At 43.2% G+C, this 26,518-nt stretch carries 21 protein-coding genes; 16 read left to right on the top strand and 5 right to left on the bottom strand.

The window, feature by feature from the left end:
• Window positions 1–246: 246 nt before the first annotated feature.
• From ABLA76_RS08785 to der, 11 genes are all read left to right on the top strand, one after another.
• On the top strand, window positions 247–5,250 hold the full coding sequence (locus tag ABLA76_RS08785) for an alpha-2-macroglobulin (protein ID WP_348987629.1): 5,004 nt from the start codon (window positions 247–249) through the stop codon (window positions 5,248–5,250).
• 57 nt (window positions 5,251–5,307) lie between these two features.
• Complete coding sequence (gene pbpC / locus ABLA76_RS08780) at window positions 5,308–7,641, top strand: peptidoglycan glycosyltransferase PbpC (RefSeq protein ID WP_348987628.1); 2,334 nt, start codon at window positions 5,308–5,310, stop codon at window positions 7,639–7,641.
• 295 nt (window positions 7,642–7,936) lie between these two features.
• Entirely contained in the window at window positions 7,937–8,365 is a 429-nt protein-coding gene (gene ndk / locus ABLA76_RS08775) for a nucleoside-diphosphate kinase (protein WP_047768450.1), read from the top strand.
• 221 nt (window positions 8,366–8,586) lie between these two features.
• The gene (locus ABLA76_RS08770) at window positions 8,587–9,765 is read left to right on the top strand and encodes a bifunctional tRNA (adenosine(37)-C2)-methyltransferase TrmG/ribosomal RNA large subunit methyltransferase RlmN (protein ID WP_348987627.1); all 1,179 of its coding nucleotides are present in this window, start codon (window positions 8,587–8,589) and stop codon (window positions 9,763–9,765) included.
• Between the two features lie 128 nt (window positions 9,766–9,893).
• On the top strand, window positions 9,894–10,256 hold the full coding sequence (locus tag ABLA76_RS08765; protein WP_348987626.1) for a fimbrial assembly protein: 363 nt from the start codon (window positions 9,894–9,896) through the stop codon (window positions 10,254–10,256).
• Window positions 10,257–10,372: 116 nt separating this feature from the next.
• Entirely contained in the window at window positions 10,373–11,323 is a 951-nt protein-coding gene (gene rodZ, locus ABLA76_RS08760; RefSeq protein ID WP_348987625.1) for a cytoskeleton protein RodZ, read from the top strand.
• 91 nt (window positions 11,324–11,414) lie between these two features.
• The gene (ispG, locus tag ABLA76_RS08755) at window positions 11,415–12,536 is read left to right on the top strand and encodes a flavodoxin-dependent (E)-4-hydroxy-3-methylbut-2-enyl-diphosphate synthase (protein WP_348987624.1); all 1,122 of its coding nucleotides are present in this window, start codon (window positions 11,415–11,417) and stop codon (window positions 12,534–12,536) included.
• Between the two features lie 103 nt (window positions 12,537–12,639).
• A complete protein-coding gene (gene hisS, locus ABLA76_RS08750; protein ID WP_348987623.1) occupies window positions 12,640–13,917 on the top strand; it encodes a histidine--tRNA ligase in 1,278 nt (425 codons plus the stop codon).
• A 14-nt stretch (window positions 13,918–13,931) separates the two neighbouring features.
• Window positions 13,932–14,552: a tetratricopeptide repeat protein gene (locus ABLA76_RS08745; RefSeq protein WP_348987622.1), complete on the top strand. Its 621-nt coding sequence runs from the start codon at window positions 13,932–13,934 to the stop codon at window positions 14,550–14,552.
• 16 nt (window positions 14,553–14,568) lie between these two features.
• Window positions 14,569–15,741: an outer membrane protein assembly factor BamB gene (gene bamB / locus ABLA76_RS08740; RefSeq protein WP_348987621.1), complete on the top strand. Its 1,173-nt coding sequence runs from the start codon at window positions 14,569–14,571 to the stop codon at window positions 15,739–15,741.
• Window positions 15,742–15,901: 160 nt separating this feature from the next.
• Window positions 15,902–17,398: a ribosome biogenesis GTPase Der gene (der, locus tag ABLA76_RS08735; protein WP_348987620.1), complete on the top strand. Its 1,497-nt coding sequence runs from the start codon at window positions 15,902–15,904 to the stop codon at window positions 17,396–17,398.
• A 248-nt stretch (window positions 17,399–17,646) separates the two neighbouring features.
• Here der and ABLA76_RS08730 read toward each other — a convergent pair whose 3' ends face one another.
• From ABLA76_RS08730 to hemF, 4 genes are all read right to left on the bottom strand, one after another.
• Window positions 17,647–17,868, bottom strand: coding sequence for a protealysin propeptide domain-containing protein (locus ABLA76_RS08730; RefSeq protein ID WP_348987619.1), 222 nt, complete (start codon window positions 17,866–17,868; stop codon window positions 17,647–17,649).
• A 225-nt stretch (window positions 17,869–18,093) separates the two neighbouring features.
• Window positions 18,094–19,152 carry a M4 family metallopeptidase gene (locus ABLA76_RS08725; protein ID WP_348987618.1) on the bottom strand — a complete coding sequence of 353 codons (1,059 nt, stop codon included), beginning with the start codon at window positions 19,150–19,152 and terminating at the stop codon, window positions 18,094–18,096.
• Window positions 19,153–19,381: 229 nt separating this feature from the next.
• Entirely contained in the window at window positions 19,382–20,455 is a 1,074-nt protein-coding gene (locus tag ABLA76_RS08720; protein ID WP_348987617.1) for a M4 family metallopeptidase, read from the bottom strand.
• Window positions 20,456–20,703: 248 nt separating this feature from the next.
• Window positions 20,704–21,612 (bottom strand): oxygen-dependent coproporphyrinogen oxidase, encoded by a 909-nt coding sequence (gene hemF / locus ABLA76_RS08715; protein ID WP_348987661.1) that lies wholly within the window; start codon window positions 21,610–21,612, stop codon window positions 20,704–20,706.
• Between the two features lie 140 nt (window positions 21,613–21,752).
• On the opposite strand from hemF, the gene ABLA76_RS08710 reads away from it, so the two are divergent.
• Window positions 21,753–22,175, top strand: coding sequence for a GNAT family acetyltransferase (locus tag ABLA76_RS08710; RefSeq protein ID WP_285809954.1), 423 nt, complete (start codon window positions 21,753–21,755; stop codon window positions 22,173–22,175).
• Window positions 22,176–22,370: 195 nt separating this feature from the next.
• On the opposite strand, the gene ABLA76_RS08705 is transcribed toward ABLA76_RS08710, so the two are convergent.
• Window positions 22,371–22,613 carry a hypothetical protein gene (locus tag ABLA76_RS08705; protein WP_348987616.1) on the bottom strand — a complete coding sequence of 81 codons (243 nt, stop codon included), beginning with the start codon at window positions 22,611–22,613 and terminating at the stop codon, window positions 22,371–22,373.
• 336 nt (window positions 22,614–22,949) lie between these two features.
• Between ABLA76_RS08705 and ABLA76_RS08700 the strand changes: the two genes are divergently transcribed.
• The 4 genes from ABLA76_RS08700 to cysW all read left to right on the top strand — a co-directional run bounded on the left by ABLA76_RS08700 (window position 22,950) and on the right by cysW (window position 26,511).
• Window positions 22,950–23,525: an RpoE-regulated lipoprotein gene (locus ABLA76_RS08700; RefSeq protein WP_348987615.1), complete on the top strand. Its 576-nt coding sequence runs from the start codon at window positions 22,950–22,952 to the stop codon at window positions 23,523–23,525.
• A 273-nt stretch (window positions 23,526–23,798) separates the two neighbouring features.
• Window positions 23,799–24,836, top strand: coding sequence for a thiosulfate ABC transporter substrate-binding protein CysP (cysP, locus tag ABLA76_RS08695; RefSeq protein ID WP_348987614.1), 1,038 nt, complete (start codon window positions 23,799–23,801; stop codon window positions 24,834–24,836).
• Window positions 24,833–25,666, top strand: a complete 834-nt coding sequence (gene cysT / locus ABLA76_RS08690; RefSeq protein WP_348987660.1) for a sulfate/thiosulfate ABC transporter permease CysT — start codon at window positions 24,833–24,835, stop codon at window positions 25,664–25,666. The genes cysP and cysT overlap by 4 nt, the downstream gene beginning before the upstream one ends.
• Window positions 25,666–26,511 carry a sulfate/thiosulfate ABC transporter permease CysW gene (cysW, locus tag ABLA76_RS08685; RefSeq protein WP_348987613.1) on the top strand — a complete coding sequence of 282 codons (846 nt, stop codon included), beginning with the start codon at window positions 25,666–25,668 and terminating at the stop codon, window positions 26,509–26,511. Before cysT ends, cysW begins: the two co-directional genes overlap by 1 nt.
• Window positions 26,512–26,518 lie beyond the last annotated feature (7 nt).

The following is a 26,518-nucleotide window of genomic DNA, read 5'->3' as shown; positions in this document are numbered from 1 at the left end:
CCTATTCCGCCCTATGACTTTCTTGTGATCTACGTTTATGTAACTTGATAACATTTGCTAAACTAATATTGCGAGGAGTATCGAAAATCTACAAAAACATCGGATATAACTATAAGATGACTTTTTCTTTTGTCAGCAAATTAGTTATTTTTTCTGTGCGTTAGTCATGCGAAACAAGAAGTACCATAGTAAATACCCAAAAAATAATATCTCGGTATATCCGGTAAATTGATAAGGATTATGGTTATGTATCAATATCAATGGCAGCAATGGGTGGCATGGAGAAAACAATATCGGGTCGCGCTGTTTGCCATCTTATTTTCGCTTCTTGCATTAGCTGGCTGCGATCAATCTGAAAAAACGAAATCAGAAGCATCAAAAAATAAAGTTGTGCAATCGACAGAGGGCACAGCTTCGAATAATGCACAAACCAAAATATCGGCACAACGCTATGTGGGTAAAGATGTCACTATCTTAGATGCGTCCGAGCTGCAATTGGATGGCGCCAGTGCAATGGTCGTGACGTTTTCTGTTCCTTTGGAACCTGATCAGGATTTTTCTCAAAAGGTGCATCTTGTTGATGTTAAATCGGGAAAGCTGGATGGTGCGTGGGAGCTTTCCAATAATCAGATGGAACTCAGGTTACGTCATTTGCCGCCTGCTCGTAAGTTACAGCTGACGGTTGACGCGGGCATAAAAGGTATCAATGAGCGTCAATTGATGAAAGCTTATGAGAAAAAGCTTGATACCGCGTCTATTACACCTACCGTTGGGTTTGCCAGCAGGGGGCTATTGTTACCCGGCAAAGCAGCAGAAGGATTACCTGTTCTGGCTCTTAATGTTGATAGCGTAGATGTCAATTTTTTCCAGATTAAGGAAGGTGCCTTACCTAAATTCATCGCCAATTGGCAATACAGCAGTAATATGAACGATTGGGATTCCGAGGAATTACTGCGAGACACGGAGTTAGTCTACACTGGACGTTTTGACCTCAACCCTACCGCCAATACCCGCGAAAAAATATTACTGCCCTTAAGTAATATCAAAGAACTGCAAAAAAATGGGATTTATTTGGCAGTCATGCAGCAGGCGGGAAAATATACGTCCAGTAATCCGGTTACGCTGTTCACACTGAGCGATATTGGTGTTTCTGTGCACCGTTATCTGAACAGGGTTGATGTATTCACCCAATCTTTGGGGCAAGGCTCTGGCCTGAAAGGTGTTGAGATCCGCATGTTGGACGCGAAAGGACAACTCGTGGCAAAAGCGACGACAGACAGTGATGGGCATGCTTCTCTGGAAAAAAATAACAAAGCTAAACTATTGCTGGCTATCCAGGGTGGACATACCAGCATGGTTGATTTGAACTCACCGGCCTTAGATCTCTCTGAATTTGATATTGGTGGGCCGCAAGGATATAGTAAGCAGTTTTTTGTATTTGGACCCAGGGATCTTTATCGGCCAGGAGAAACGTTGATCGTTAATGGCTTACTGCGTGATGCTGATGGCCACCCGTTAAAATCACAACCCGTTAAGGTGGATGTATTAAAAGCGGATAATCAGGTTGTCCATAGTTTTGTTTGGCAAGCGGAAAACGGATTATACCAATACCATTACCTGATCCCTCGTGAAGCCGAAACCGGAATGTGGTCACTGCGATTTGATTTAGGAGATAAGACACCGCGCTATTACAAATTTAATGTTGAAGATTTCATGCCTGAACGGATGGCGCTGGAGATCAAAGGAAATGTTAATAATCAGCCGATATTGACTAATGAAAATGTTGAATTTGCTATAACGGGTCGTTACCTGTACGGTGCGCCTGCCGCTAATAATCGCTTGCAGGGGCAATTGTTTCTGCGTCCTGCCCGACATGCTGTGGCGAAATTATCGGGATACGAATTTGGTTCTGCAAAAGAAACCGATTTGCGACGGGCACTGGATGAATTTGACCTTACCTTAAACAGTGAAGGGAAGACGAACCTTTCTGTCAGCAAGGATAACTGGAAGTCAATGGCATCTCCGGCAACCGTTGTTGTACAGGCCAGTTTGCTGGAATCGGGTGGACGTCCAGTGACACGCCGTGCTGAACAAGCTATCTGGCCGGCTGAGAAATTGGTTGGCATACGTCCGCTTTTCAACAAAAAGGGCATTTATAATTACCGTACCGATCGCGATGAAGATCGCTATAGTGTGGATGAACACTCACTGGCCGAATTTGAAATAGTGTATGCAGATGCCAGCGGTAAAAAATATGCGGCACCGGACTTAAGAGCGCGTCTGATATATGAACGGCGTGATTACTATTGGCGTTGGTCAGACGATACCGGTTGGAACTCGGATTATGACCAGAAAGATTTGGTTATGGACGATGAACATATCCAGATTGCGGAGAATGGAACAGCTAAAGTCAGTTTCCCTGTGGATTTTGGGTCTTATCGTATTGAAGTTGTTAACCCTCAAAATCAGCTCGTTACCAGCCTGAATTTCTGGGCGGGTTATTCATGGCAGGATAATACCGGAGGTACGGGGGCTGTACGTCCGGATCAGGTTAAATTGTCATTGGATAAACCTGCCTATAAACCGGGCGAAAAAATGCAAGTGCGTTTGGTTGCACCACAACAAGGTAAAGGTTATTTGCTGGTGGAATCTAGTGATGGGCCATTGTGGTGGCAAAAAATAGACGTCCCGGAAAAAGGGCTGGATATTGAAATTCCAATGAATCAGGCATGGGCCCGTCATGATCTGTATCTCACTGCCGTTGTTGTGCGTCCCGGTGATAAATCCCGTCAGGCAACCCCTAAGCGGGCAATCGGTGTATTGCACATACCTCTGATGGATGAAGGACGTAAATTAAACGTAGCCTTAAATGCACCCGATAAGATGCGTCCAAATCAGGATCTCAAAGTTAAAATCAAAGTAACGCCTCAACAAGGGCAACAACTGCCGCAACAGGTTAATGTTCTGCTTTCAGCCGTGGATACAGGCGTGTTAAGCATTACAGACTTTAAGACCCCCGATCCTTATGAAGCATTCTTTGGTCGTAAACGTTATGGCGTTGATCAATATGATGTTTATGGTCATCTGATTGAAGCCGAGGGACGACAGGCCAATCTACGCTTTGGAGGAGATGGTAGTAATGATGATCTGGAACGAGGGGGTAAAAAGCCGCTAACGGTAGTCAAAATTATCGCAGAGCAGGCTAAACCCGTCACCCTGAACGCCAATGGTGAAGGCGAAGTGACCTTGTCTATTCCTGACTTCAACGGAGAACTCAGGTTGATGGCTCAAGCCTGGAATAATGATAAATTCGGTCACAGTGAGCGTAAAATTATTATCGCAGCACCGGTCATTACGCAAATGTCATTGCCTCGTTTTATGGCAGGGGGCGATAAATCCCAATTGTCGTTGGATCTCACTAACTTAACAGAGCAGCCGCAAACCCTGACATTGAGTTTCTCTGCGAAGGGATTGATTAAATTACAGGGCGTGACGAGCAAAAAACTCGTGTTGGAAAAAGGGAAACGTTCAACCATTCAAATTCCGGTTAAAGCAGAGCATGGATTTGGGCAAGGTGAAGTTTTCTTGACGATTAATGGCTTGGATCTGCCCGATGAAAAACGGACGCAATATAGAAATAGTTGGAAAATCGGTGTTCGTCCTGCTCATCCAGCCAAAACAATCCCGTTTTCTGACGTGATCCATCAAGGGCAAAGCTGGCAATTACCCCCGTCAGCCATTGCAGGTCTGGCACCAGAAACAACAGAAGGGCAGCTATTGCTGACCAGCCGGCCACCATTGCAAATTGCCCGTTATATTCGTGAATTGTACGCTTATCCTTATGGCTGTTTGGAACAAACAGTGAGCGGGCTTTATCCATCACTCTATTCCAATGAAGCTGAGTTGAAAAAGCTGGGTATTAATACACAAAGTGACGAAAAGCGCAGGAAGGCCATTGAGGTGGGAATTACCCATCTGCTCAGTATGCAGCGTTATGATGGCAGCTTTTCGTTGTGGAACCGTAATGGTAATGAAGAGTTTTGGCTGACGGCTTATGCGACGGATTTTCTGTTCCGTGCAACCCAGCAGGGTTACAGCGTTCCTGTCGATGCCCTGAAAGCAGCTAATAACCGTTTATTACGTTATCTACAAGACAGAACCATCATCAGTGATCGTTACAGTGGTTCACGTTTAGCGACACAATTTTCTGTGCAGGCTTATGCTGGTCTGGTTCTGGCCGGTCAGCAAAAAGCACCGCTGAGTGGGTTGAGGCAACTCTATGAACGTCGGAAGCAGGCTGAAAACGGTTTATCTTTGGTTCAATTGGGTATCGCACTGAAAATGATGGGAGATAATACCCGGGGTGATGAAGCTGTTTATCTGGGAATTAATCAACCCCGCAAACCGGGTTATGGGCTGGGGGACTATGGCAGTGTTATCCGTGATAACGCACTGATTGTTGCTCTGTTGACAGAGCACAAGATGTTGCAAAAAGAGCGTGATGAGAAGCTGCTCAACTTATCCAATGAGTTGTCAGGCCGCCGTTATTTCTCAACTCAGGAAAGTAATTCGCTGTATCTGGCCGGACGTTACTTTATCAGTGCGACTGAACAACCGTGGAGAGCGGTAATTAATCAGCAAACGCCACCACTTAACCGTGACAGTGCGTTAACCGAAACGCTAACGGCAAGCCAGCTTTTAAAAGGTGTGGATATCAGCAATCGTGGCGACAGTACCCTGTATTCACGCCTGAATATCGTCGGGTATCCACTGAATACTCCTGCCCCTTACTCAAATGTTCTGAATATTAAGCGTACTTACCTTGATCTGGAAGGCCGTCCTGCCTCTATCGAGCGTATGAGAAGTGGTGAAATGGTTGCTGTGAGGCTGGAGATCAGCGCAACCCAACCAGTGCCAGATGCATTGGTTGTTGATTTATTACCCGCCGGATTAGAGATAGAGAATCAAAATCTGGCGACCCGCAGTGCTAGATTGGATGAAAGTGCGACGGGGTTGGCCGATTCTGTTGAAGGAGTACAGGATGCGGATATCCGCCATATCGAATACCGCGATGATCGTTTTGTTGCCGCTGTTGCTGTGCCATCTTATACCCCAGTGACATTACTGTATTTGGCTCGTGCGGTTACACCTGGTATTTATCAAGTACCGGCACCACAGGTTGAATCCATGTATGTCCCTGACTGGCGGGCGGTGGGTAAAACCGATTCAAGACTGGAAGTTGTCCGCTAATCATCGTTTGCCCCTATTTCGGAAGATAGGGGCTGTTTCACTTCGGATACGGCTTTAATGAGAAAATCACCTTTCCGCAAGCATCAAATTATTTTGGTGCTGTTTCTGGTCATTTTATTCGTTTTTCCCGCCGCCCTGTGGCTGGCAGATAAAATCTGGCCGTTGCCAATACATAACGTCAAAATGACACGAGTAGTCGTGGGGGCTGATGGTTCACCGTTATGGCGTTTTGCTGACCGCGAAGGAGTCTGGCGTTACCCTGTTACATTAGATCAAGTTTCTCCTGAATACCTTCAGGCATTACTGACTTATGAAGATCGCTGGTTTTATAAGCATCCGGGCATCAACCCAATCTCTCTTTTGCGGGCAGCATGGCAAGACTTTCGTGCAGGAAAAATAGTGTCAGGGGGCAGTACTATTTCCATGCAAGTCGCCCGACTGATTGAGCCACACTCACGAACCCTTACCGGAAAATTCAAACAACTTTGGCACACATTGCAACTGGAATGGCACTATTCAAAAGATGAAATTTTGGTGATGTACCTGAACCGTGCGCCATTTGGTGGAACATTACAGGGGGTAGGGGCGGCAAGTTGGGCTTATTTGGGGAAATCACCGTCAGAACTTTCAGCCGGAGAAGCGGCATTATTGGCCGTCTTACCACAAGCGCCCAGCCGATTACGGCCTGATCGTTATCCGGAACGGGCACAAGCAGCGCGTGACAAAGTATTGCAGCGATTGGCGCGATATCATGTTTGGTCAGAGAAGAAAGTGGCTGATATTAAGGAAGAAAATATCTGGCTGGCTCCACGTCAGGTCCCTCATCTGGCGCCATTATTGGCGAGGCGAATGGCAAATGAAAATCAGGCGGAAGTGATCCAAACGACCATTGATATCGGTTTGCAACGTCAATTAGAAGATATGGTGCTTAACTGGAAATATCAGTTGGCGGGCAAAACTTCAATTGGCGTATTAGTGGTGGATCACACCGATATGTCTGTTAAAGCCTATATTGGTTCCGCCGATTTTCAGGATAACAGTCGCTTTGGGCATGTGGATATGGTCAGTGCATGGCGTTCACCCGGCTCGACACTGAAACCTTTTTTATATGCTATGGCGTTGGATGATGGATTAATTCACGCAGAGTCTTTATTGCAGGATGTTCCCCGCCGTTTTAATGATTATCGACCGGGTAATTTTGACCGTGGATTCAACGGGCCGGTGAGTGCCAGTGAGGCATTGGTAAGATCGCTCAATTTACCCGCTGTACAGCTTCTTGAAGCCTATGGTTCGAAGCGATTCACGGCTAATTTACGCAATGTAGGAATGAAATTACGTTTCCCGTTGGGCAGTGAACCCAACTTATCCCTTATCTTGGGAGGGACAGCTGCTCGAATGGACGAATTGGTCTCGGTTTACAGTGCCTTTGCCCGTCAGGGAAAAGTCTCTCCACTGCGCTTTACACCGCAACAAAAAATACGGGACAGGCAATTGTTCTCTGCCGGGGCAGCCTGGATTGTCAGAAGAATTATGGCCGGTGAGGGACGTCCTCAGCCTGATGATATTCTGCCTGCCCGTGTTCCGCTGGCATGGAAAACAGGCACAAGTTATGGCTATCGGGATGCATGGGCAATTGGCCTGAACGCTCGTTATACCTTCGGGGTTTGGGTCGGCCGACCCGATGGAACGCCGGTTATTGGTCAGTCTGGGTATGCTACGGCGATACCGATCATGAACCAAATCAATAATTTATTAATGGAGAGCTTGCGTTATAGTCCAATGCGCATTCCTGTTGATCCCCGCCCAGCCCGCGTCACTCAGGCAACCATTTGCTGGCCGAGTGGTACTGTCCTGCCCCAGGACAGTAATAACTGCCGGCAACAGCGCTTAAGCTGGATTTTGGATAATACTATTCCTCCGACACTCTCCGCTATAGAGCAGGAAGGTATTTCAGGCATTAACGAGCCGATTTGGTTAGATAAGTATGGCTTGCGTGTTGCTCCTGATTGCCCGGATGCTCATCCTGAAACCATAAGCTTATGGCCAATCTCACTGGAAGCCTGGCTACCGGCTAAAGAGCGCCGGGCAAATCGGCTGCCTCTTATTAATCCACAATGTCCGCCCATAAAAACGGATGTAGCACCATTATTGATTATTGGTGTACGGGAAGGAGAGGTGTTGAAGCGTATTCCAGGGAAAATGAGCCTGGATTTGCGGCTCACAACACAAGGAGGCAGCGGCAAGCAATGGTGGTTTTTGAATGGTGAACAAGTGGCCGTGACAGAAAATAATCAACCCTGGAGCGAGACGTTATCACAATCAGGAAAATACCAACTTAGTGTTTTAGATTTGGGGGGGCAGGTTAGCGCAATCAATTTTGTGGTGAAGTAACAGGAAAATTTATAGTCTCTGATGAAAGTAAACAAGATATACCCATCCAACGTCAAGATGCGTGTTACATTTCCCTGCACAGCGGGGAAATATAAGCGAAAATGTGATTTATGCTAAAAAATGATATTTTCGCTAAGAAAGTCTTAATGAAATGTTATGTTTTTTGTAGGCAAGCCGAAACTCTCCTCCTATAATCAACGCCTATTTTATCCCTGTCAGATTCAGGGTAGAGTTGCCCCTCTGGGGCATAAAAATTAAAATGAATCATCGCTGAAAGTGCCAAAGAGGTTACTCAATGACAATTGAACGTACTTTTTCCATTATTAAACCCAATGCCGTGAAGAAAGATGTTATCGGTTCTATCTATGCCCGTTTTGAAAGTGCAGGATTTAAAATCATCGCGGCCAAAATGCTACATTTAACTCGCGAACAAGCGGAAGGTTTTTATGCTGAACACAAAGGCCGTCCTTTCTTTGATGGTCTGGTGGAATTCATGACCTCTGGCCCAATAATGGTACAGGTTCTGGAAGGTGAAAATGCCGTTCAACGTCATCGCGATCTGATGGGTGCGACTAATCCTGATAATGCCTTGGCAGGTACTCTACGTGCAGATTATGCAGACAGCTTTACTGAAAATGCCGTTCACGGCTCAGACTCGATTGAATCGGCAAACCGCGAAATTGCTTATTTTTTCAGTGATGATGAAATTTTCCCTCGCTGCTAACGTTTTTCGCTGCATGTAGCATATAAACAGTAAAGTTTGTACAATGATGCGCCCCACTGATTTGGTTCAGCGGGGCGTTTATTATTTTATTTCAATGTCCATTCAATATGGCTCTGATTAAAAGAGAGAATGATCATTGAATTGGCAGTCACCGCATGAAAACTTAATGCTGAAATCAGATCAGCATAGAGCCGAAAGTGTAACAACGAGGCGATGTAACAATGTCCCAACTTAACGAAACCGTACCACTTGCAACTTCCGCCGTATCTGTCACACCTGAAAAGAAAAACGGTAAAGTCAATTTTCTCGACCTTAACCGTAAACAAATGCGTCAATTTTTTGTCGATATGGGAGAGAAGCCTTTTCGTGCCGATCAGGTCATGAAATGGATTTACCATTATTGCTATGACGATTTTGAGCAGATGACCGATATTAACAAAGTGCTCAGGGCAAAATTGCAACAAGTTGCTGAAATCAAAGCACCCGAAGTTGCCGAAGAGCAACGCTCTGCTGATGGCACTATCAAATGGGCGATTACTGTCGGTGATCAACAGGTTGAAACGGTTTATATCCCAGAAGATGATCGCGCGACACTGTGTGTTTCATCTCAGGTGGGATGTGCTTTAGAGTGTAAATTTTGTTCTACGGCTCAACAGGGCTTTAACCGCAATCTGCGAGTTTCCGAGATTATTGGTCAGGTCTGGCGCGCCGCCAAGATTATAGGATCATTGAAATCCAGTGGTCGTCGTCCCATTACCAACGTCGTGATGATGGGAATGGGAGAACCACTGCTTAATTTGAATAATGTCGTGCCAGCAATGGAAATTATGATGGATGACTTCGGCTTCGGTCTGTCGAAACGTCGTGTGACATTGTCAACGTCTGGTGTTGTCCCTGCACTGGATAAACTGGGGGATATGATCGATGTTGCACTGGCCATTTCTTTGCATGCACCCACTGATGACGTTCGTGACGAAATTGTGCCAATTAACCGTAAGTACAATATTGAAGAGTTTCTGGCAGGAGTACGTCGTTACCTGACAAGATCCAATGCTAATCAGGGGCGGGTTACGGTGGAGTATGTGATGCTTGATCATGTCAATGACAGCGTTGAGCAGGCCCATCAGTTGGCCGAATGCCTGAAAGATACTCCCAGCAAGATCAACCTGATCCCGTGGAACCCGTTCCCGGGGGCCCCTTATGGACGCAGTTCAAACAGCCGCATCGATCGTTTTGCTAAAGTCCTGATGGGATACGGTTTTACAACCATCGTGCGTAAAACGAGGGGAGATGATATTGATGCAGCATGTGGGCAGCTTGCCGGTGATGTCATTGACAGAACCAAGCGAACCATGAAAAAACGTCTTGCAGGTGAACCTATTCAGGTAAAAACAGTCTAATTTTTTGTTTAATATCGATTAATGGCTGAAAATTTGGCAAATTTTAACATATCCTTATAAATGAAGATGGTATGATACGGAAATCAATAATTTGGTCTATAGTTTGTTTTGGCCTGTTAACGGGGTGTGTGGAACAATCAACGCATCGCGCTCATCAGGTTGTTGCCATAGATACACGATTGCAGCTAGGGAAAGCTTATTTGGCGGAACGAAATTTATCGGCCGCTAAATATCATTTTCAAAAAGTCCTGCTGGCGGAACCTCATCATTCAGAGGCTCATTTAGGCATGGCACTGCATGAACAATATGCAGGTCGCCCGGAAACCGCCAGTCAGCATTATAGAATGGCTATGCAGTATGCGGCTGAAAGTGATACCGTAGTACATCACTACCATATTTTTCTTTGTGAACAAAAGCAGTATGACAAAGCTGAACAGTTGATCATGAAAAGTATGAAAAGTAACACAGGCCGTTATCGCTGTGATAAATGATTTTCTGTGTCAAATGCAGTATTTAGATGATTTCGCTACACAAATTAAATGATATGTTCTGTTCATTTAATTTGTGTAAATTCTTTAACCCAGAACAGTACCAGTATCCCTTGCTAATGAAGACTGAAACTTATCCAGAAGAAGCCAATCTGACAACAGGTCAGATTTTGCGTCAGGCTCGTGAAAAACATGAGCTTTCTCAGCAAACTGTGGCAGATCGCTTGTGTCTTAAACTGTCCACTGTTCGTGATATTGAAGAAGATAATATCTCGTCAAATATTTCACCAACATTCCTTCGTGGATATATTCGCGCCTATGCAAAATTGGTTCAGGTGCCTGAAACTGAAATCTTGAGTACCCTGGATAAACAGATACCTTCCAGGGACATAAAAACGGCCCCTATGCAAAGTTTTTCAGCGGGGAAAAAACGCAAGAAACGCGACGGTTGGTTAATGAAAATAACATGGGCTGTTATTGTTGTGTTGTTGGGAATGACATTCCTGTGGTGGTGGCAGAACTATAAAGTACAACAAACAGAACTGTCTTCAATGTCCACACAATCAAATGCCCAGAATAATCAGGTAACAGGTTCTGAAACTAATGCTCAATCTGATGTTTTCCAGGAAAAAACATCGTTGGCAGAGGCAAATGGCACAGAAGTAAACAGCAATGCTCCCGTATCTTCCAGTGCGCCGGTATCCACAGCAACCAATCAGCCTGCAACCAATGCAACACCAGAAAATACGGCTACTGCTGCCAATGCAGAGATAAATAGTGCTGTTGTGAGTCCCTCATCGACTGATGTAAATAGTATCAGCACGGCGAACAACGGTGAATTAGTGATAGATTTCAGCGGTGAATGTTGGCTGGCAGTCGAAGATGCTAAAGGTAAAGTGTTGTTTAGTGGCATAAAAAAGAAAGGGGATAGCCTGAAACTTTCCGGTAATTTACCTTATTTGGTGAGTATTGGCGCCCCAGCCAAGGTTAAGGTTCAGTTCCAGGGAAAACCCGTGGATCTAAGTTCCTTCGTGAAGAAAGGCGTCACGGCTAAACTGACTCTGAAATAAATGCTTTAACTGTTTTGGCCAAATTATTCACCACAGCATAGTTGTCATTCTTATAAACAAAAATACAGGGATGTAGGGGAGTAATGTAAAAATGCATATTGAATCACCGATAAAAAGACGTCAGTCTACACGGATTTATGTCGGTAATGTGCCTATCGGGAATGGCGCACCGATTGCGGTGCAATCAATGACTAACACACGAACAACTGATGTTGAAGCAACAGTCAATCAAATTAACGCGTTAGAGCGTGTAGGTGTTGATATCGTTCGGGTGTCTGTTCCAACAATGGATGCAGCCGAAGCGTTTAAGTCCATCAAACAGCAAGTCAATGTCCCTCTTGTTGCCGATATTCATTTCGATTACCGCATAGCCCTGAAAGTTGCGGAATATGGTGTTGACTGTCTGCGCATCAATCCTGGCAATATTGGTAATGAAGATCGTATTCGTCAGGTTGTGGATTGCGCCCGCCACAATAATATTCCAATTCGCATTGGGGTTAATGGTGGATCACTGGAAAAAGATCTACAGGAAAAATATGGTGAACCCACACCAGAAGCGTTGGTTGAATCGGCAATGCGTCATGTGGATATTCTTGATCGCCTGAACTTCGACCAATTTAAAGTGAGCGTTAAGGCCTCTGACGTTTTTCTGGCGGTTGGGGCATACCGTTTACTGGCACAAAAAATTGATCAACCGCTGCATTTGGGCATTACGGAAGCAGGTGGAGCCCGTGCGGGTGCGGTGAAATCTTCAATTGGCCTTGGTATTTTGTTGTCAGAAGGAATTGGCGATACACTGCGTATTTCGTTGGCCGCAGATCCCGTGGAAGAAGTTAAAGTCGGTTTTGATATTCTGAAAGCATTGCGTATTCGTTCACGGGGGATTAATTTCATTGCCTGTCCAACGTGTTCGCGCCAGGAATTTGACGTTATCGGTACGGTTAATGCCCTTGAGCAGCGTCTTGAAGACTTAGTCACCCCGATGGATGTTTCTATCATTGGCTGTGTCGTGAATGGTCCGGGAGAAGCAGAAGTTTCAACGCTTGGCGTAACGGGGGCGAAAACAAAAAGCGGCTTTTATGAAGATGGTATTCGTCAAAAAGAGCGTTTTGACAATAACAACTTGATTGATCAACTTGAGGCGAAAATTCGGGCGAAGGCCGCTATCCTCGATGTTAAGAACCGAATCGGCATCAATCAGCTTGATGAGTAGTTTATTGGGGATATAAGCATATAGATTTGCTTGCAGATTGAACCTTGCAAGTATTCGCTTTTATAATCGTTGGCATTGTATAAATATTAATAAGAGATAAAACGTGACAAAAAATATCCCAGCTATTCGTGGCATGAATGACTGCCTTCCTGCTGAAACGGCCATCTGGCAACGAGTTGAATCTACGGTGAAGCGTGTGCTGTCAGGTTACGGTTTCAGCGAAATTCGGACACCGATTGTAGAGCAGACCCCGTTATTCAAACGTGCAATTGGGGAAGTTACTGATGTTGTCGAAAAAGAGATGTATACCTTTGACGATCGCAATGGTGAAAGCTTAACCCTGCGCCCAGAAAATACCGCAGGATGTGTCCGTGCCGGTATTCAGCATGGTCTGCTGTACAATCAGGAACAGCGCTTATGGTATATCGGGCCTATGTTCCGTTATGAGCGCCCACAAAAAGGCCGTTACCGTCAATTCCATCAGTTAGGGGCTGAAGTGTTTGGCTTACAGGGACCAGATATTGATGCCGAGCTTATTTTAATGACAGCACGTTGGTGGCGCGAGCTTGGCATTGCTGATCACGTTACACTTGAATTGAACTCAATTGGTTCATTAGAAGCCCGTGCCAATTATCGTGAGGCGTTAGTGGCATTCCTTGAACAACATAAAGAGAAACTGGACGAAGATTGTCAACGCCGCATGTATACCAACCCATTGCGTGTATTGGACTCTAAAAACCCTGAAATTCAGCAGCTTCTGAATGATGCACCGGAGCTGTTTGATTATCTTGATAGCGAGTCAAAAGAGCACTTTGATGGACTGTGTCAGCTACTGGATAGTGCAGGGATCAAATACCGCATCAACCAGCGTCTGGTTCGCGGCCTTGATTACTACAACCGTACTGTTTTTGAATGGGTGACATCGGCGTTGGGGGCGCAGGGAACCGTCTGTGCGGGTGGTCGTTACGATGGCTTGGTTGAGCAATTGGGCGGTAAGGCAACACCCGCAGTTGGTTTTGCCATGGGCATGGAACGTATGGTCCTGTTGGTGCAGGAAGTCAATCCTGACTTTGTTGCTGATTTGGCTGTTGCCGATGTCTATTTCTCTTCCTTTGGTGAAGGTAGCCAGCAAGCGGCATTAATATTGGCCGAAAAAATCCGTGATCAATTGCCAGAATTACGTCTGATGACCAATCATAGCGGTGGTAACTTTAAGAAACAGCTGACGCGTGCGAGTAAGCACGGTGCCAAAGTTGCCTTGATTCTGGGAGAAGATGAAATTCAGGCAGGCAATATTACAGTGAAAGATTTACGCAACGGTGAACAAGAAACGTTGTCACAACAAGCGGTCGCAGCGCGTTTGAGCGAACTGTTAGGCTAAGGAGAGAAACTCTAGTGCAAGTCTATACCACAGAAACTGAACAAGTTGACGCGATCAAGCGTTTTTTCTCTATTAACGGTAAATACCTTGCTGTTGGTCTGGTGCTAGGCGTTGGTGTTTTGTTGGGTTGGCGTTACTGGCAGTCTCATCAAACCAACCAATTGTATAATACGGCCGCAGTATTTGAAGAGTTGAACAAATCACTGGCGTCGGGGTCGAAAGAAAATGTTATTGCCGTAGAAAAGTTCGCTAATGAGACAGACAATGTCTACGGTGTTATGGCTGATCTGGAACTGGCAAAACAGGCTATTGCTCAGAATGATCTGGCTCAGGCAGAGAAAAATTTGCGTGCGGCATCCGGTAAAGCCAAAGATGGAAACATGCAGGCATTGTCTAACCTTCGTCTGGCTCGGGTTCAATTAGCGGAAGATAAAACAGATGTTGCATTGAAAACGCTGGATTTGGTCAAAGGCAAAGGCTGGCAGGTTATGGTTGAGGATATTCGTGGGGATATTCTGGCTAAAAAAGGGGATATTGCTGGTGCACGTGCAGCCTATTCCACAGGGCTTGGACTTGATGGCCCGCAGGTAATTAAGGATTTTATGAAAATCAAACTTAATAATTTATCCAACTAAGGGAGCCAACTTCATAATGCAGCTGCGAAAAACACTCTTGGTTGGGCTGGTTGCTTCTGTTCTGCTAGCAGGTTGTTCAAGTGAACAGGATACGGTAACAATGTCACCGTTACCGAAGGTTGAAAATCAATTCAAACCTCGTATCGTTTGGGATAAGTCCGTTGGGAGTGGTACGGGGAAGTATTACTCTCATTTATCACCAACCTGGCAGGGTTCAACCGCTTACGTTGCTGACCGTCATGGTGTTGTCAAAGCATTTGATATAGACAGCGGCAAAGAGATATGGGCAACGGATTTGTCAGAAAAAGCAGGTTTATTGTCATCCCGTTTGCCAGCGCTGCTTTCTGGTGGTTTGACTGTATCCGGTGATCGTCTGTATGTCGGAACAGAACAAGCAAAAGTCATCGCGCTGGATACAACGAACGGTAAGGTTGAATGGGAATCGACGGTTGCTGGCGAAGCATTGTCCCGTCCTGTAGTGAGTGATGGTTTTGTCTTGATTCATACCGGCAATGGTATGTTGCAGGCATTAAACGAAACCGATGGTAGTATTGCCTGGTCAGTTAATATGGATACACCTTCGTTGTCCGTTCGTGGTGAATCCGCTCCTGCCATAGCCTATGGTGCAGCGATTGTAGGTGGTGACAATGGCCGTATTAGTGCGGTGCTGTTGTCTGAGGGGCAACTAATTTGGCAACAGCGTATTTCTCAGGTAACAGGTTCTACCGAAATAGATCGCCTGAATGATGTCGATATGAGTCCGGTCATTTCTGACAATGTTATTTACGCGATTGCTTATAACGGCAATTTGGTGGCAATGGATATGCGTTCAGGCCAGATCATCTGGAAACGTGATCTGGGATCGGTGCATGATATGGTGGTCACTGACAGCAATATTTTCATTGTTGATCAAGATGACCGTATCTTGTCCCTGCGCAAGAGTGATGGTGTGACATTATGGTCGCAAAATGATCTCATGCACCGTAACCTGACGGCACCGGAAATGTACAATGGCTATCTGGTTGTTGGTGATGCTGAAGGTCACTTGCATTGGTTGAATATGGCTGATGGCAAATTTGTAGCGCAGAACAAGGTTGATAGTTCCGGCCTGTTGAGTCGTCCGGTTGTTGCCAGCGATAAACTGATGCTACAAGCGAAGGACGGGACAGTTTATCTGTATACCCGCTAACTTCGCGCGTGTTTAAATAACACGGAATTATACGGCTCCTGGACAATAACAGGGGCCGTTTCGTCTTTTTAGACTCTTTGTATCTTGCTGTGGTGAACAATATTGAGACGTCACTTTCAGCAGGATATCGATTTAAATCTAGTCATGAGGCATCAAGAAAATGATACCTGTCGTTGCGCTGGTTGGGCGCCCCAATGTTGGAAAATCCACCTTATTTAACCGATTAACCCGAACCAGAGATGCGCTGGTAGCGGATTTCCCTGGCTTAACCCGTGATCGTAAGTATGGACGGGCAGAGGTTGAAGGGCAAGAATTCATCATCATTGATACGGGCGGTATCGATGGTATGGAAGAGGGGGTAGAAACGCATATGGCTGCGCAATCCCTGATGGCCATAGAAGAGGCGGACATTGTTCTATTTATGGTTGATGCCAGATCGGGATTGATGCCTGCTGATCATGCGATTGCCAAGCATTTGCGTAGCCGTGAAAAAGCAACTTTTCTGGTGGCGAATAAAACCGATGGTATCGATATTGATATCTCGGTAGCTGAGTTTTATTCACTCGGTTTAGGGGATGTTTATTCCATCGCGGCTTCTCACGGCCGGGGGGTAACACAACTGATTGAACGTGTGTTGTTGCCGTTTTCTGACAAAGAAGAAACAGAAGAAGACGTTGAATTAACGGAAGAAGAAGCAAACGCAGCTTATTGGGCAGAAATGGAGCAAGCCGAATTGGAGGCTTCTGCTGAACAGGAAAAAGAGGAGGAGGCATTTGATCCCACAACCTTGCCTCTGAAACTTGCGATTGTTGGCCGCCCTAATGTGGGTAAATCCACATTAACCAACCGTATCCTCGGTGAAGAGCGTGTTGTCGTTTATGATTTGCCAGGTACGACCCGTGACAGCATTTATATTCCCATGGAGCGTGATGGCCGTGAATATATTCTGATTGATACAGCGGGCGTTCGTAAGCGTGGAAAAGTCACTGAAACAGTTGAAAAATTCTCTGTGATTAAAACGCTCCAGGCGATTGAAGATGCCAATGTTGTATTACTGGTAGTGGATGCCCGTGAAGGCATTTCTGATCAAGATCTTTCTCTGCTTGGTTTTATTCTTAACAGTGGTCGTTCTCTGGTTATCGCCATCAACAAATGGGATGGTATGAGTCAGGAAGACAAAGATCACGTCAAAGATATGCTTGAGCTGCGTTTGGGTTTTGTTGATTTTGCCCGTCTTCACTTTATTTCCGCGCTACATGGTAGTGGTGTCGGGAATTTATTTGAATCAATTCAGGAAGCCTATGAAAGTGCAACCCGCCGCGTGAGTACTTCCTTATTGACTCGTATAATGCGCATGGCAGAAGATGATCACCAGCCGCCAATGATCCGTGGTCGTAGGGTGAAAATGAAATATGCCCATGCGGGTGGCCATAACCCACCTATCGTGGTTATCCACGGTAATCAAGTAACAAATTTACCAGATTCCTATAAGCGTTATTTGATGAATTATTTCCGTCGTTCTTTGAAAGTGATGGGAACACCTATCCGCATCCAATTTAAAGAAGGGGCTAACCCTTATGCGGATAAGAAAAATACATTAACAGCAACTCAGCTCCGTAAACGTAAACGTTTAATGGAACATATGAAAAAACGGTAATTGTTTAAAAATATTGATATAAATAAAGGGCTATTCCTAGCCCTTTATTATTCCTGTATTTAAAGCATAGTTTAACCATTATTAAACAGAGCAGATAGAAATAATTTTAAGAATTAAGCTAATTAGCTTTAAAATATTTCAAGTTTATCAATGAACCTACTGTATATTTAATTTTATTAATTTCGGTATTTCTTTTTTGTTATATAAAAAATCATGAAAATCAGAGGGTAACGTTACTTTCCTGATAATTAATAGCTATCTTCTGGTTCAGGATTTTTTCTGTTTTTATACAATAAAGGATCATCCTCAGAGTTTAAGGTCTCTTCTTTGGTTGATTGCTTCATAAGTTTATTGACATGATCTAATGTGTTCAAAACATACTCTTTGTCATTAGCATTACAGGTTTTTGCAAGATACTCCAATAAATAAGGGGGGATTATATTTTGTTTTATTGCTTTATTATTACTCATGATAATGCCTTATTTTGTATCTATGTTATGTTATGGTGTTGGTGTATATTTGGCCGAATATGAATAGTAGCCAAACTAACCATGTTAGTCACTACTAAAAATGTAAATTTTTTTATGATATGGCATGGCGGGATAAGATGATTAGCTTAATTAAATTAAGGATAAATATATAAACGTAATCAAGACCTTCCCTGGTCTTGAATGATGAGAAAAGTATTACAATTTTTAGAGTAAAGTTCCGACTTGTTTCCATGAATGAGTCACAATATCTGAAATTTCCTTGCCAAATAATGTGTCAGCATTGTCAACGGTTAGCTGTGCAAAATCATTAAAACTGGCTTTATGGGATAATCGTTTGTCTAATAATGTGTGATACCAAATTTTTCCAGCTTGCTCCCAAGAATACCCTCCCAACGCTGTTGCCAATAAATAGAATGCCTTATTAGGAATACCAGAATACTTGTGGACACCGCCGTTATCATCTCTGACGGATAAATCCTGATATTGATCCATATGACCAACTTGATTATCTTTCGGATTTGCTGTTCCAGGATTTTTGAATGAGCGCAAGGCAACATTAGGGTCATTGTCCTGATTAAGTGCCGGGCCAAATATTCCCTGACCTATCAACCAATCAGATTCATTAACCTTTTGGTTATTTGCATACTGTTTTACCATAATACCGAATACATCTGAGATAGATTCATTTAATGCACCTGATTGATAGGCATAATCAAGGTTTGCTTCACTTTCAGTGACTCCGTGAGTGAGTTCATGCGCAGTAATATCAATGCAGGAGGTGAAACAGTTAAAATAAGGGGCATAACCATCACCGAAGACCATTTGATTATTATCCCAAAATGCATTCATATAGTGTTTTTGATAATGCACAGTAGCAACTAATTTAAGACCCTTGTTATCTATAGAATTCCGGCCAAAAATTTCCTTGTAAAACTCATATGTTTTACCAAGATAATTATAAGCCTCGGTGGCTACAATATCATCAATTACATCCATGCCTTCGCATAAAATTAATTTATGTCCTGGATATTTATCATTATATTCAGCATTGTAAATAGTTCTATTTAATTTATTGTCAAAACCTGGCCGATATCCATGAATTAATATATCCATTTCATCAGGGTTATTCATTAGATTGTAAACATGATCTAATGTTTTTAATATATATGCTTTATCGATTTGGCCGCAAATTTTAACAACGTATTCCAATAAATATGGTGGGATGATACCAGATTTATTTAATTTATCTTGATGATTCCGCATAATGATACCCCCGATTTTTAGGTGTTGTGCATATTTTATCTCTAGGGACTTTAATTAATTATTAATCTAAATGATGATATTTTCTACTAATGGGAGGCGTTTTTGTTGGGATCTGAAATATTAATTTATAAACATAATAAAGGGTTGTTATTAACCCTTTATTATTTATTTTAGAATTATCTTAATGCTACTGCTTAAAATATGAATTGGTATTTTGTTAATGGTAATTTCATTTATCTTCGGAAAGTGGAACACCAACTTCTTTCCAACCATGACTAACAATATCTGACGTTTTCTTGCTGAATAATTTTTCAGCATTATCAATCGTCAGTTTGGCAAAATCTTCAAAATCTGCATCTGAAGATAGACGTTTGTCCAGTAACGTTTCATACCAAATTTTTCCTGCTTTTTCCCAGGCATAGCCTCCCAACGCCATCGCCACTAAATAAAATGCCCTGTTAGGAATGCCTGAGTGTATGTGAACGCCGCCATTATCAATGATGAAGGGAAGGTCTTCATATAGATCCATATGACCTACTTGCTTATCGCCGGAAAATGCGCTTCCGGGGTTAATAAAGGTGCGTAAGCCAACCTCGGATTTATTTTCTGGATTAAATTTTGGCCCCAGTAGACCCTGGCCCAATAGCCAATTGGATTCATCGACTTTTTGGTTATTAACATATTGTTTTACCATAATACCAAATACGTCTGAGATAGATTCATTAAGTGCACCAGACTGATAGATATAATCCAGTCCAGCTTCGCTTTCGATAACACCATGGGTTAACTCATGAGCGATAATATCAATGGCAGAGGTAAAACGATTGAAGTATTTTCCATCACCATCACCAAATATCATTTGTTTTCTGGTCCAGAATGCATTCAGATAATTTTTTCCATAATGTACGGTAGCAACTAACTTGATTCCTTTGTTATCAAGAGAATTGCGACCGAAAATTTTTTTATAGAATTCATGAATCTTACCAATATACTCATAAGCCTCATTAACTGAATCATCTGAACTCTCTGGCATACCTTCACTGCGAGATAACTCTTTCCCTGGGAATTCCTCTTTATTTTTAGCGTCATAGATAGTGCGATGCGGTTTATCGTTCACCTCTTTTTTAGTTTCTTGTTTATCCTGTTGAGAAATAATTTCTTCAGCAGGCGTACTCATCAATTGATAAACATGATCTAATGTCTTTAATACATATTGATTAGTATATGTATCACAATCATCAGAGATATTTTCCAGAACAAATGGAGGGATTAAGCTGTATATGTTGGTTTGATTATTGCTCATAATAATACCCTATTTTGTTGTTAGATGTTGTATTCGTTTTTTTCGGGCCCGGATTGAATACTAGCTGTAATTAATAGGCGAGTCATTAGTGTAAGTATTGACTTTTTATGGCAGAGTATTGTTAATGAAAAATAATAAATATTTTTATCAGTATTATGACAAATAACCCATCTGTTTTAGGTTAATTTTTTATAAATAAGGAGTAAAACAGGAATAAAGAAATTGTCTTGTATTCCTGTTTTGAATTGTCATACCCAATCTTTTTTTATCAGAAATGAAGTATATAATTCAGATTCAGGAGAGTTTTTTTCTGGAGAGTAGCCATATTCCCAACGCACTAATGGAGGCATAGACATTAATATGGATTCAGTTCTTCCACCGCTTTGCAGGCCAAAAAGCGTTCCCCTGTCCCAAACAAGATTGAATTCAACATAGCGGCTTCGACGATATAATTGGAATTGTCTTTCATGCTCACCCCAGGTTAAATTTTTTCTTTTTTCTACAATAGGTAAATAGGCAGATAGGAATCCATTTCCGACAGCTTGCGTGAAATTAAAGCAGGTATCAAAATCAGGCGTATTCAGGTCGTCATAAAACAAACCACCAATGCCACGTGGTTCATTGCGGTGTTTAATAAAAAAGTAATCATCACACCATTTTTTATATCTGGGATAAATATCATCGCCAAACGGTTGACATAAATTTTTGGCAACGGTGTGCCAATGAATAGCATCTTCTTCGAAACCATAATAAGGCGTGAGATCAAAGCCACCGCCAAACCACCATACAGGAGGCTCTCCCTCTTTTTCAGCCATAAAAAAACGGACATTGGCATGGCTGGTTGGGACATAGGGATTAATTGGATGAATAACCAGAGACACCCCCATAGCTTGATAACTACGACCTGCTAATTCTGGGCGATGAGCCGTGGCAGAAGCGGGCATTGAGGCCCCTGTGATATGTGAAAAATTCACCCCGGCTTTTTCAAAAACCTTACCTTCCGTCAACACACGGCTTCTTCCGCCACCACCTGCGTCTCGTTGCCAGCCATCCTCCATGAAGGTTGATTGACCATCAAGTTGCTCTAGCTGCTTGCAGAGGTGATCCTGTAATGAGAGGAAAAAATTCTTAACTTGATATAAATTAGGTGTATTCATTTTTGCTTTCATTTTGGTTAGGTTACGAAGTTCCGCAGTATACCTGCTAGTGTCAGTAAACGCATTTTCAGATTGATTCCAAAATAAAAGCAGTGATAATTAACATTGATTCAACTGCTTATTAAATAGGCTGACTAACTATGGAAATTCGGGTATTTCGGCAAGACGATTTTGAAGCCGTTATCACACTTTGGGAACGTTGTGATTTGATTAACTCTGGTGATGATCCAGAAATAGATATTGAGCGCAAACTCACCCATGACGCTGATTTATTTCTGGTTGCTGAAATTGCCGGAGAAGTGGTTGGTACAGTGATGGGCGGTTATGATGGACACCGTGGTTATGCCTATTATCTGGGAGTCCATCCTGAATTCAGGGGCAGAGGGATCGCCAATGCATTGATCTCCCGCCTGGAAAAAAAATTATTGGCCAGAGGTTGCCCTGGTATTTTGATTGTGGTTCCAGAAGAAAATGATGCAACAATCTGCATGTGTGAAAAAATGGAATATGATTATTTGGGCCAAGAAAATGTCATGTTTAGCAAGCGATTGATTATTGATTAAATGGATCGTGAGATAAATATACACGCTAATAAAATGGCTGAATAGAAGCATACTATTTATACCAATCCAACTTCAAGATACGTGTTATATTTCCCCGCGTAGCGGGGAGGTATAAGGCCTTGTGTTGTTTTGCGGATTGCAACCTGAGGTTTATCGAGAATATATACTCTATTTAGCTATTATCTTTTTCAACCACTACTTTTTTGATGAAGCATGAATAGAGTGTACCCATCTTCTCATATATTTGTTTTTTATAACAAGAAGATCTTTTGACATTGCCGGCTTTTCATTGTCAATGTAAAGCATCACTTTAATATTCCCATTTTTATCCTTAGATAGAAAATAATGTTCAGGAATAGAATACAGAGACTTTCCTTTTAATACGATCCAGTCAGAAGGTTGTTGATAATTAACATGATATTGATAATGAATATTCATTATTTCTTTCCTGAGTTATATCATCTGACCAATGAGCCATAGCAGGGGTATATGAAAATAAGCATTGGCAGGCAGGCAGATAAGGATAAAAATTTATTATGCTAATTTGATAATACAGTTTATTTTATAAATGGATGTGTAATATTTGATAAATAACATCTTTTAAACATGATTTTGATGTTTCTGTTGATGAATGGTTTGTATATTTGCAATTGAATGTTTTTTTTAGAATGTGGTCTGATAGATATCAAATGACAATTCCATAGAGCCAAAGGTAAGAAAACAGCGATGGATAAATTTTTTGCATTTAATTTCTGTTCTAAACAGAAGAGGGTTATGGTAGCCAGCAGTTTAGTCGGATGCTCATTTTTGTTGACGGCTTGTGCCGGAACTTTAAGAATGTCATGGCCTGCTTTATCACCGTTTAATTGGTTTGGCAGTTCCCTAAGCGTTTCTGAGCAGGGTCTAGGAAAAATCAATAAACAGACGGATATGTCTCAATCTGCGATCGAAAACGGGTTGGAGGGAAAATATCGTCTGCGTAGTGGTATGGAGATGCAAGATGGCAAGTTAGTGAGTGTGATTCAGGGTATGGAAGAAGGTCAGGTAAAACTGGAATTTCACGGTCTGGTCAATGGTAAAGTTAATCGTATTGACGTGTTGGATGATGAAGTTAAAACAGTCTGGGGAACGAAAATAGGTACACCTTTCTCCAGTCTCTATAACCAGGCATTTGGAAAATGTCAGCGCGCCCATGATCTCACTGTGCCGCCTACAGTCATTTGTACCGCTCCACAAAGTCAGCATGTCAGCTATGTTTTTACCGGAATTTGGGAAGGCCCTGAAGGATTAATGCCTTCTGATGATGTTTTGAAGGGCTGGAAAGTTTCGCGTATTATTTGGAAATCCTGATAAACACCTATAAATAGCGTTATATCAAGTCAAAAATCTTTTAATCCACTTGCATGATGAGGGCAGTGTGCCAGAGTTCAAACCGTTTTAGTTACGTGATTACGTGAAAAGCGGCTGGCACCTGTAACCTGATATTTTCTACATCTTATCGCTTTTCATCATTTCTCATAAAAATTCGGTATATAAAACAGTAGCCAGTAAACTACCCTGTTATAAAGATTCTGGATACAGTAGAGAAATTGTTGTCAAATAGCGTGCTGAGTAAGGTGTTGGATGAAAATAGTGGCAATAAAAAATAAATTATTAAACGGAGTGACTAGCTTGTTGTTTTTTGCCTGTCTCAACGTTTATAGCTCTAACGCCTTGGCTGTTGAGTTGCTGAATAGTTCTTACGATATCGGGCGAGAATTATTCTTGAGCTTGAATCCGAAATTTGAAAAACAATGGAATGAACAGAACCCGCAGGATAAGTTGACCATTAAGCAGTCCCATGCCGGTTCATCTAAACAAGCATTGGCCATTTTGCATGGATTGCGGGCGGATGTCGTCACTTATAACCAAGTCACAGATATTCAGATCTTGCACGATCGCGGCAATCTTATTCCCGTCAATTGGCAGCAGCGTTTGCCGAATAACAGTTCTCCATATTATTCCACTATGGCGTTTCTGGTACATAAAGGTAACCCCAAACATATCCAATCTTGGGAAGACTTGGTGCGAAATGATGTGACATTAGTTTTCCCCAATCCAAAAACGTCAGGTAATGGACACTATACCTATTTGGCTGCATGGGGCGCTTTTCAGCAAAAAAATCCGCATGATCCTGCTAAAGTGCGCCAACAGATGCAGCACTTTTTACAGAATGTAGCGGTGTTTGATACCGGAGGCCGTGGGGCAACAGCTTCCTTTATTGAACGGGGTATAGGGGACGTACTGATTAGCTTCGAATCTGAGGTCAATAACATTCGTAAACAGTATGGAGAAGATAATTACCGGGTCATTGTACCGCCGGTCAATATTTTGGCTGAATTCCCGGTGACCTGGGTGGATAAGAGTGTGCAGAAAAAAGGTACGGAAGCGGTTGCCAAAGCGTATTTAAATTATCTGTATAGTCCGTCAGCCCAGCAAATCATAGCCAGTTTTAGTTATCGTGTGATTGATCAAAATGTGATGAAAGCACAGCAATCCCGTTTTCCTGTCACCAAACTGTTTCGCCTCGAAGAACAATTCGGTAGCTGGTCTCAAGTGATGAAAACTCACTTTAATACTGGCGGTACGCTTGATCAGTTGTTGAAAGAAGGGCGCAAATAATGTGGGTATTTAGCAAACGTGTCTTGCCCGGATTTGGGCTGAGTTTAGGCTGTAGCCTGTTTTATGTCTGCCTTATCCTGCTATTGCCATTAAGCGCATTGGTCGTACAGCTTTCCAGTATGACATGGGAACAATATTGGCAAGTCATCGCTAACCCGCAGGTTGTTGCCGCTTATCAGGTGACACTGTTGGCCGCAGCGGTTGCCAGTTTATTCAATATGGTTTTTGGTATGTTGATGGCCTGGATATTAACGCGCTACCAATTTCCCGGACGTAGTTTATTAGATGGTTTGATGGATTTGCCGTTTGCTTTACCGACGGCAGTTGCGGGTTTAACGCTAGCGACACTCTTTTCTGCAACAGGGTGGTATGGGGCTTGGCTTGGTCATTTCGATATCAAAGTCGCCAATACCTGGCTGGGGATTGCGGTCGCAATGGCATTTACTAGCCTGCCGTTTGTTGTGCGTACTGTTCAGCCTGTGCTTGAAGAATTAGGCCCTGAATATGAGGAAGCAGCACAGACATTGGGAGCAAGCCGTTGGCAGACTTTTCGGCGGGTTATATTACCAGAGGTTTCACCTGCATTGATTGCCGGAACTGTGCTCTCTTTTACGCGTAGCCTGGGAGAATTTGGTGCCGTGATTTTCATTGCAGGCAATATTGCCTGGCAGACCGAAGTTGCCTCCCTGATGATCTTTGTCCGCCTGCAAGAATTTGATTATCCGGCGGCTAGTGCGATCGCTTCAGTCATCCTCGCAGCGTCGTTATTACTGCTGTTTAGCGTCAATATCTTGCAAAGTCGTTTTGGTAAACGGATCGGGGGACATTAATGACTGAATTTTCCGCATACACAGTGGCACAACGCCCCGCTATAAATTGGGGAAAATGGTTACTGATCGGCACTGGTGTACTTTTTTCCCTTCTGCTGTTGGTCATACCGATAGCATGGATTTTCTTGACCGCCTTTTCCAAAGGAATCGACATAGTTGCCCGGAATCTTTTCGATCCCGATATGCTGCACGCTATCTGGCTAACAGTGATGATTGCGCTTATCACTGTCCCCCTTAATTTAGTTTTTGGTGTGATGACGGCGTGGTTAGTGACACGTTTCCAATTCCCCGGCAGACAATTATTGCTGACATTAATTGATATTCCGTTTGCGATTTCGCCGGTTGTGGCTGGATTACTTTATCTGCTGTTTTATGGTGCGAATGGCTGGTTAGGAAGCTGGCTTGGGAATTATGACATCCAATTGATGTTTTCATGGCCTGGTATGGTATTGGTGACCGTGTTTGTGACATGTCCGTTTGTTGTCCGTGAATTGGTGCCGGTGATGTTGAGCCAGGGCAATCAGGAGGATGAAGCTGCCATATTGTTGGGTGCCTCTGGCTGGAAGATGTTCTGGCGCGTGACATTGCCAAATATTCGTTGGGCATTGTTATATGGCGTCGTTTTGACCAATGCGCGGGCGATTGGGGAATTTGGGGCTGTGTCTGTGGTATCGGGGGCAATTCGCGGTGAAACCTATACGCTGCCTTTGCAGGTTGAGCTGTTGTATCAAGATTACAACACGGTTGGCGCATTTACGGCTGCGGCCTTATTGGCGGTGATGGCGATTATTACTCTGATTGTCAAAAGTGCATTGCAATGGCGTTTAAGCCGCCAGCATGGGTAGGTTAGGA

Source organism: Xenorhabdus sp. SGI240 (assembly GCF_040081915.1).
In the GTDB taxonomy this organism is placed as follows: domain Bacteria; phylum Pseudomonadota; class Gammaproteobacteria; order Enterobacterales; family Enterobacteriaceae; genus Xenorhabdus; species Xenorhabdus bakwenae.
The sequence above is the reverse complement of the archived record's forward strand: the minus strand, read 5'-3'. Positions and strand labels throughout refer to the sequence as shown.

Coding starts and splice junctions, on each gene's coding strand:
- ABLA76_RS08785 (WP_348987629.1), top strand. CDS start 247: ATGTATCAATATCAATGGCAGCAATGGGTGGCATGGAGAAAACAATAT.
- pbpC (WP_348987628.1), top strand. CDS start 5,308: ATGAGAAAATCACCTTTCCGCAAGCATCAAATTATTTTGGTGCTGTTT.
- ndk (WP_047768450.1), top strand. CDS start 7,937: ATGACAATTGAACGTACTTTTTCCATTATTAAACCCAATGCCGTGAAG.
- ABLA76_RS08770 (WP_348987627.1), top strand. CDS start 8,587: ATGTCCCAACTTAACGAAACCGTACCACTTGCAACTTCCGCCGTATCT.
- rodZ (WP_348987625.1), top strand. CDS start 10,373: ATGAAGACTGAAACTTATCCAGAAGAAGCCAATCTGACAACAGGTCAG.
- ispG (WP_348987624.1), top strand. CDS start 11,415: ATGCATATTGAATCACCGATAAAAAGACGTCAGTCTACACGGATTTAT.
- bamB (WP_348987621.1), top strand. CDS start 14,569: ATGCAGCTGCGAAAAACACTCTTGGTTGGGCTGGTTGCTTCTGTTCTG.
- der (WP_348987620.1), top strand. CDS start 15,902: ATGATACCTGTCGTTGCGCTGGTTGGGCGCCCCAATGTTGGAAAATCC.
- ABLA76_RS08730 (WP_348987619.1), bottom strand. CDS start 17,868: ATGAGTAATAATAAAGCAATAAAACAAAATATAATCCCCCCTTATTTA.
- ABLA76_RS08725 (WP_348987618.1), bottom strand. CDS start 19,152: ATGCGGAATCATCAAGATAAATTAAATAAATCTGGTATCATCCCACCA.
- ABLA76_RS08720 (WP_348987617.1), bottom strand. CDS start 20,455: ATGAGCAATAATCAAACCAACATATACAGCTTAATCCCTCCATTTGTT.
- hemF (WP_348987661.1), bottom strand. CDS start 21,612: ATGAATACACCTAATTTATATCAAGTTAAGAATTTTTTCCTCTCATTA.
- ABLA76_RS08710 (WP_285809954.1), top strand. CDS start 21,753: ATGGAAATTCGGGTATTTCGGCAAGACGATTTTGAAGCCGTTATCACA.
- ABLA76_RS08705 (WP_348987616.1), bottom strand. CDS start 22,613: ATGAATATTCATTATCAATATCATGTTAATTATCAACAACCTTCTGAC.
- ABLA76_RS08700 (WP_348987615.1), top strand. CDS start 22,950: ATGGTAGCCAGCAGTTTAGTCGGATGCTCATTTTTGTTGACGGCTTGT.
- cysP (WP_348987614.1), top strand. CDS start 23,799: ATGAAAATAGTGGCAATAAAAAATAAATTATTAAACGGAGTGACTAGC.
- cysW (WP_348987613.1), top strand. CDS start 25,666: ATGACTGAATTTTCCGCATACACAGTGGCACAACGCCCCGCTATAAAT.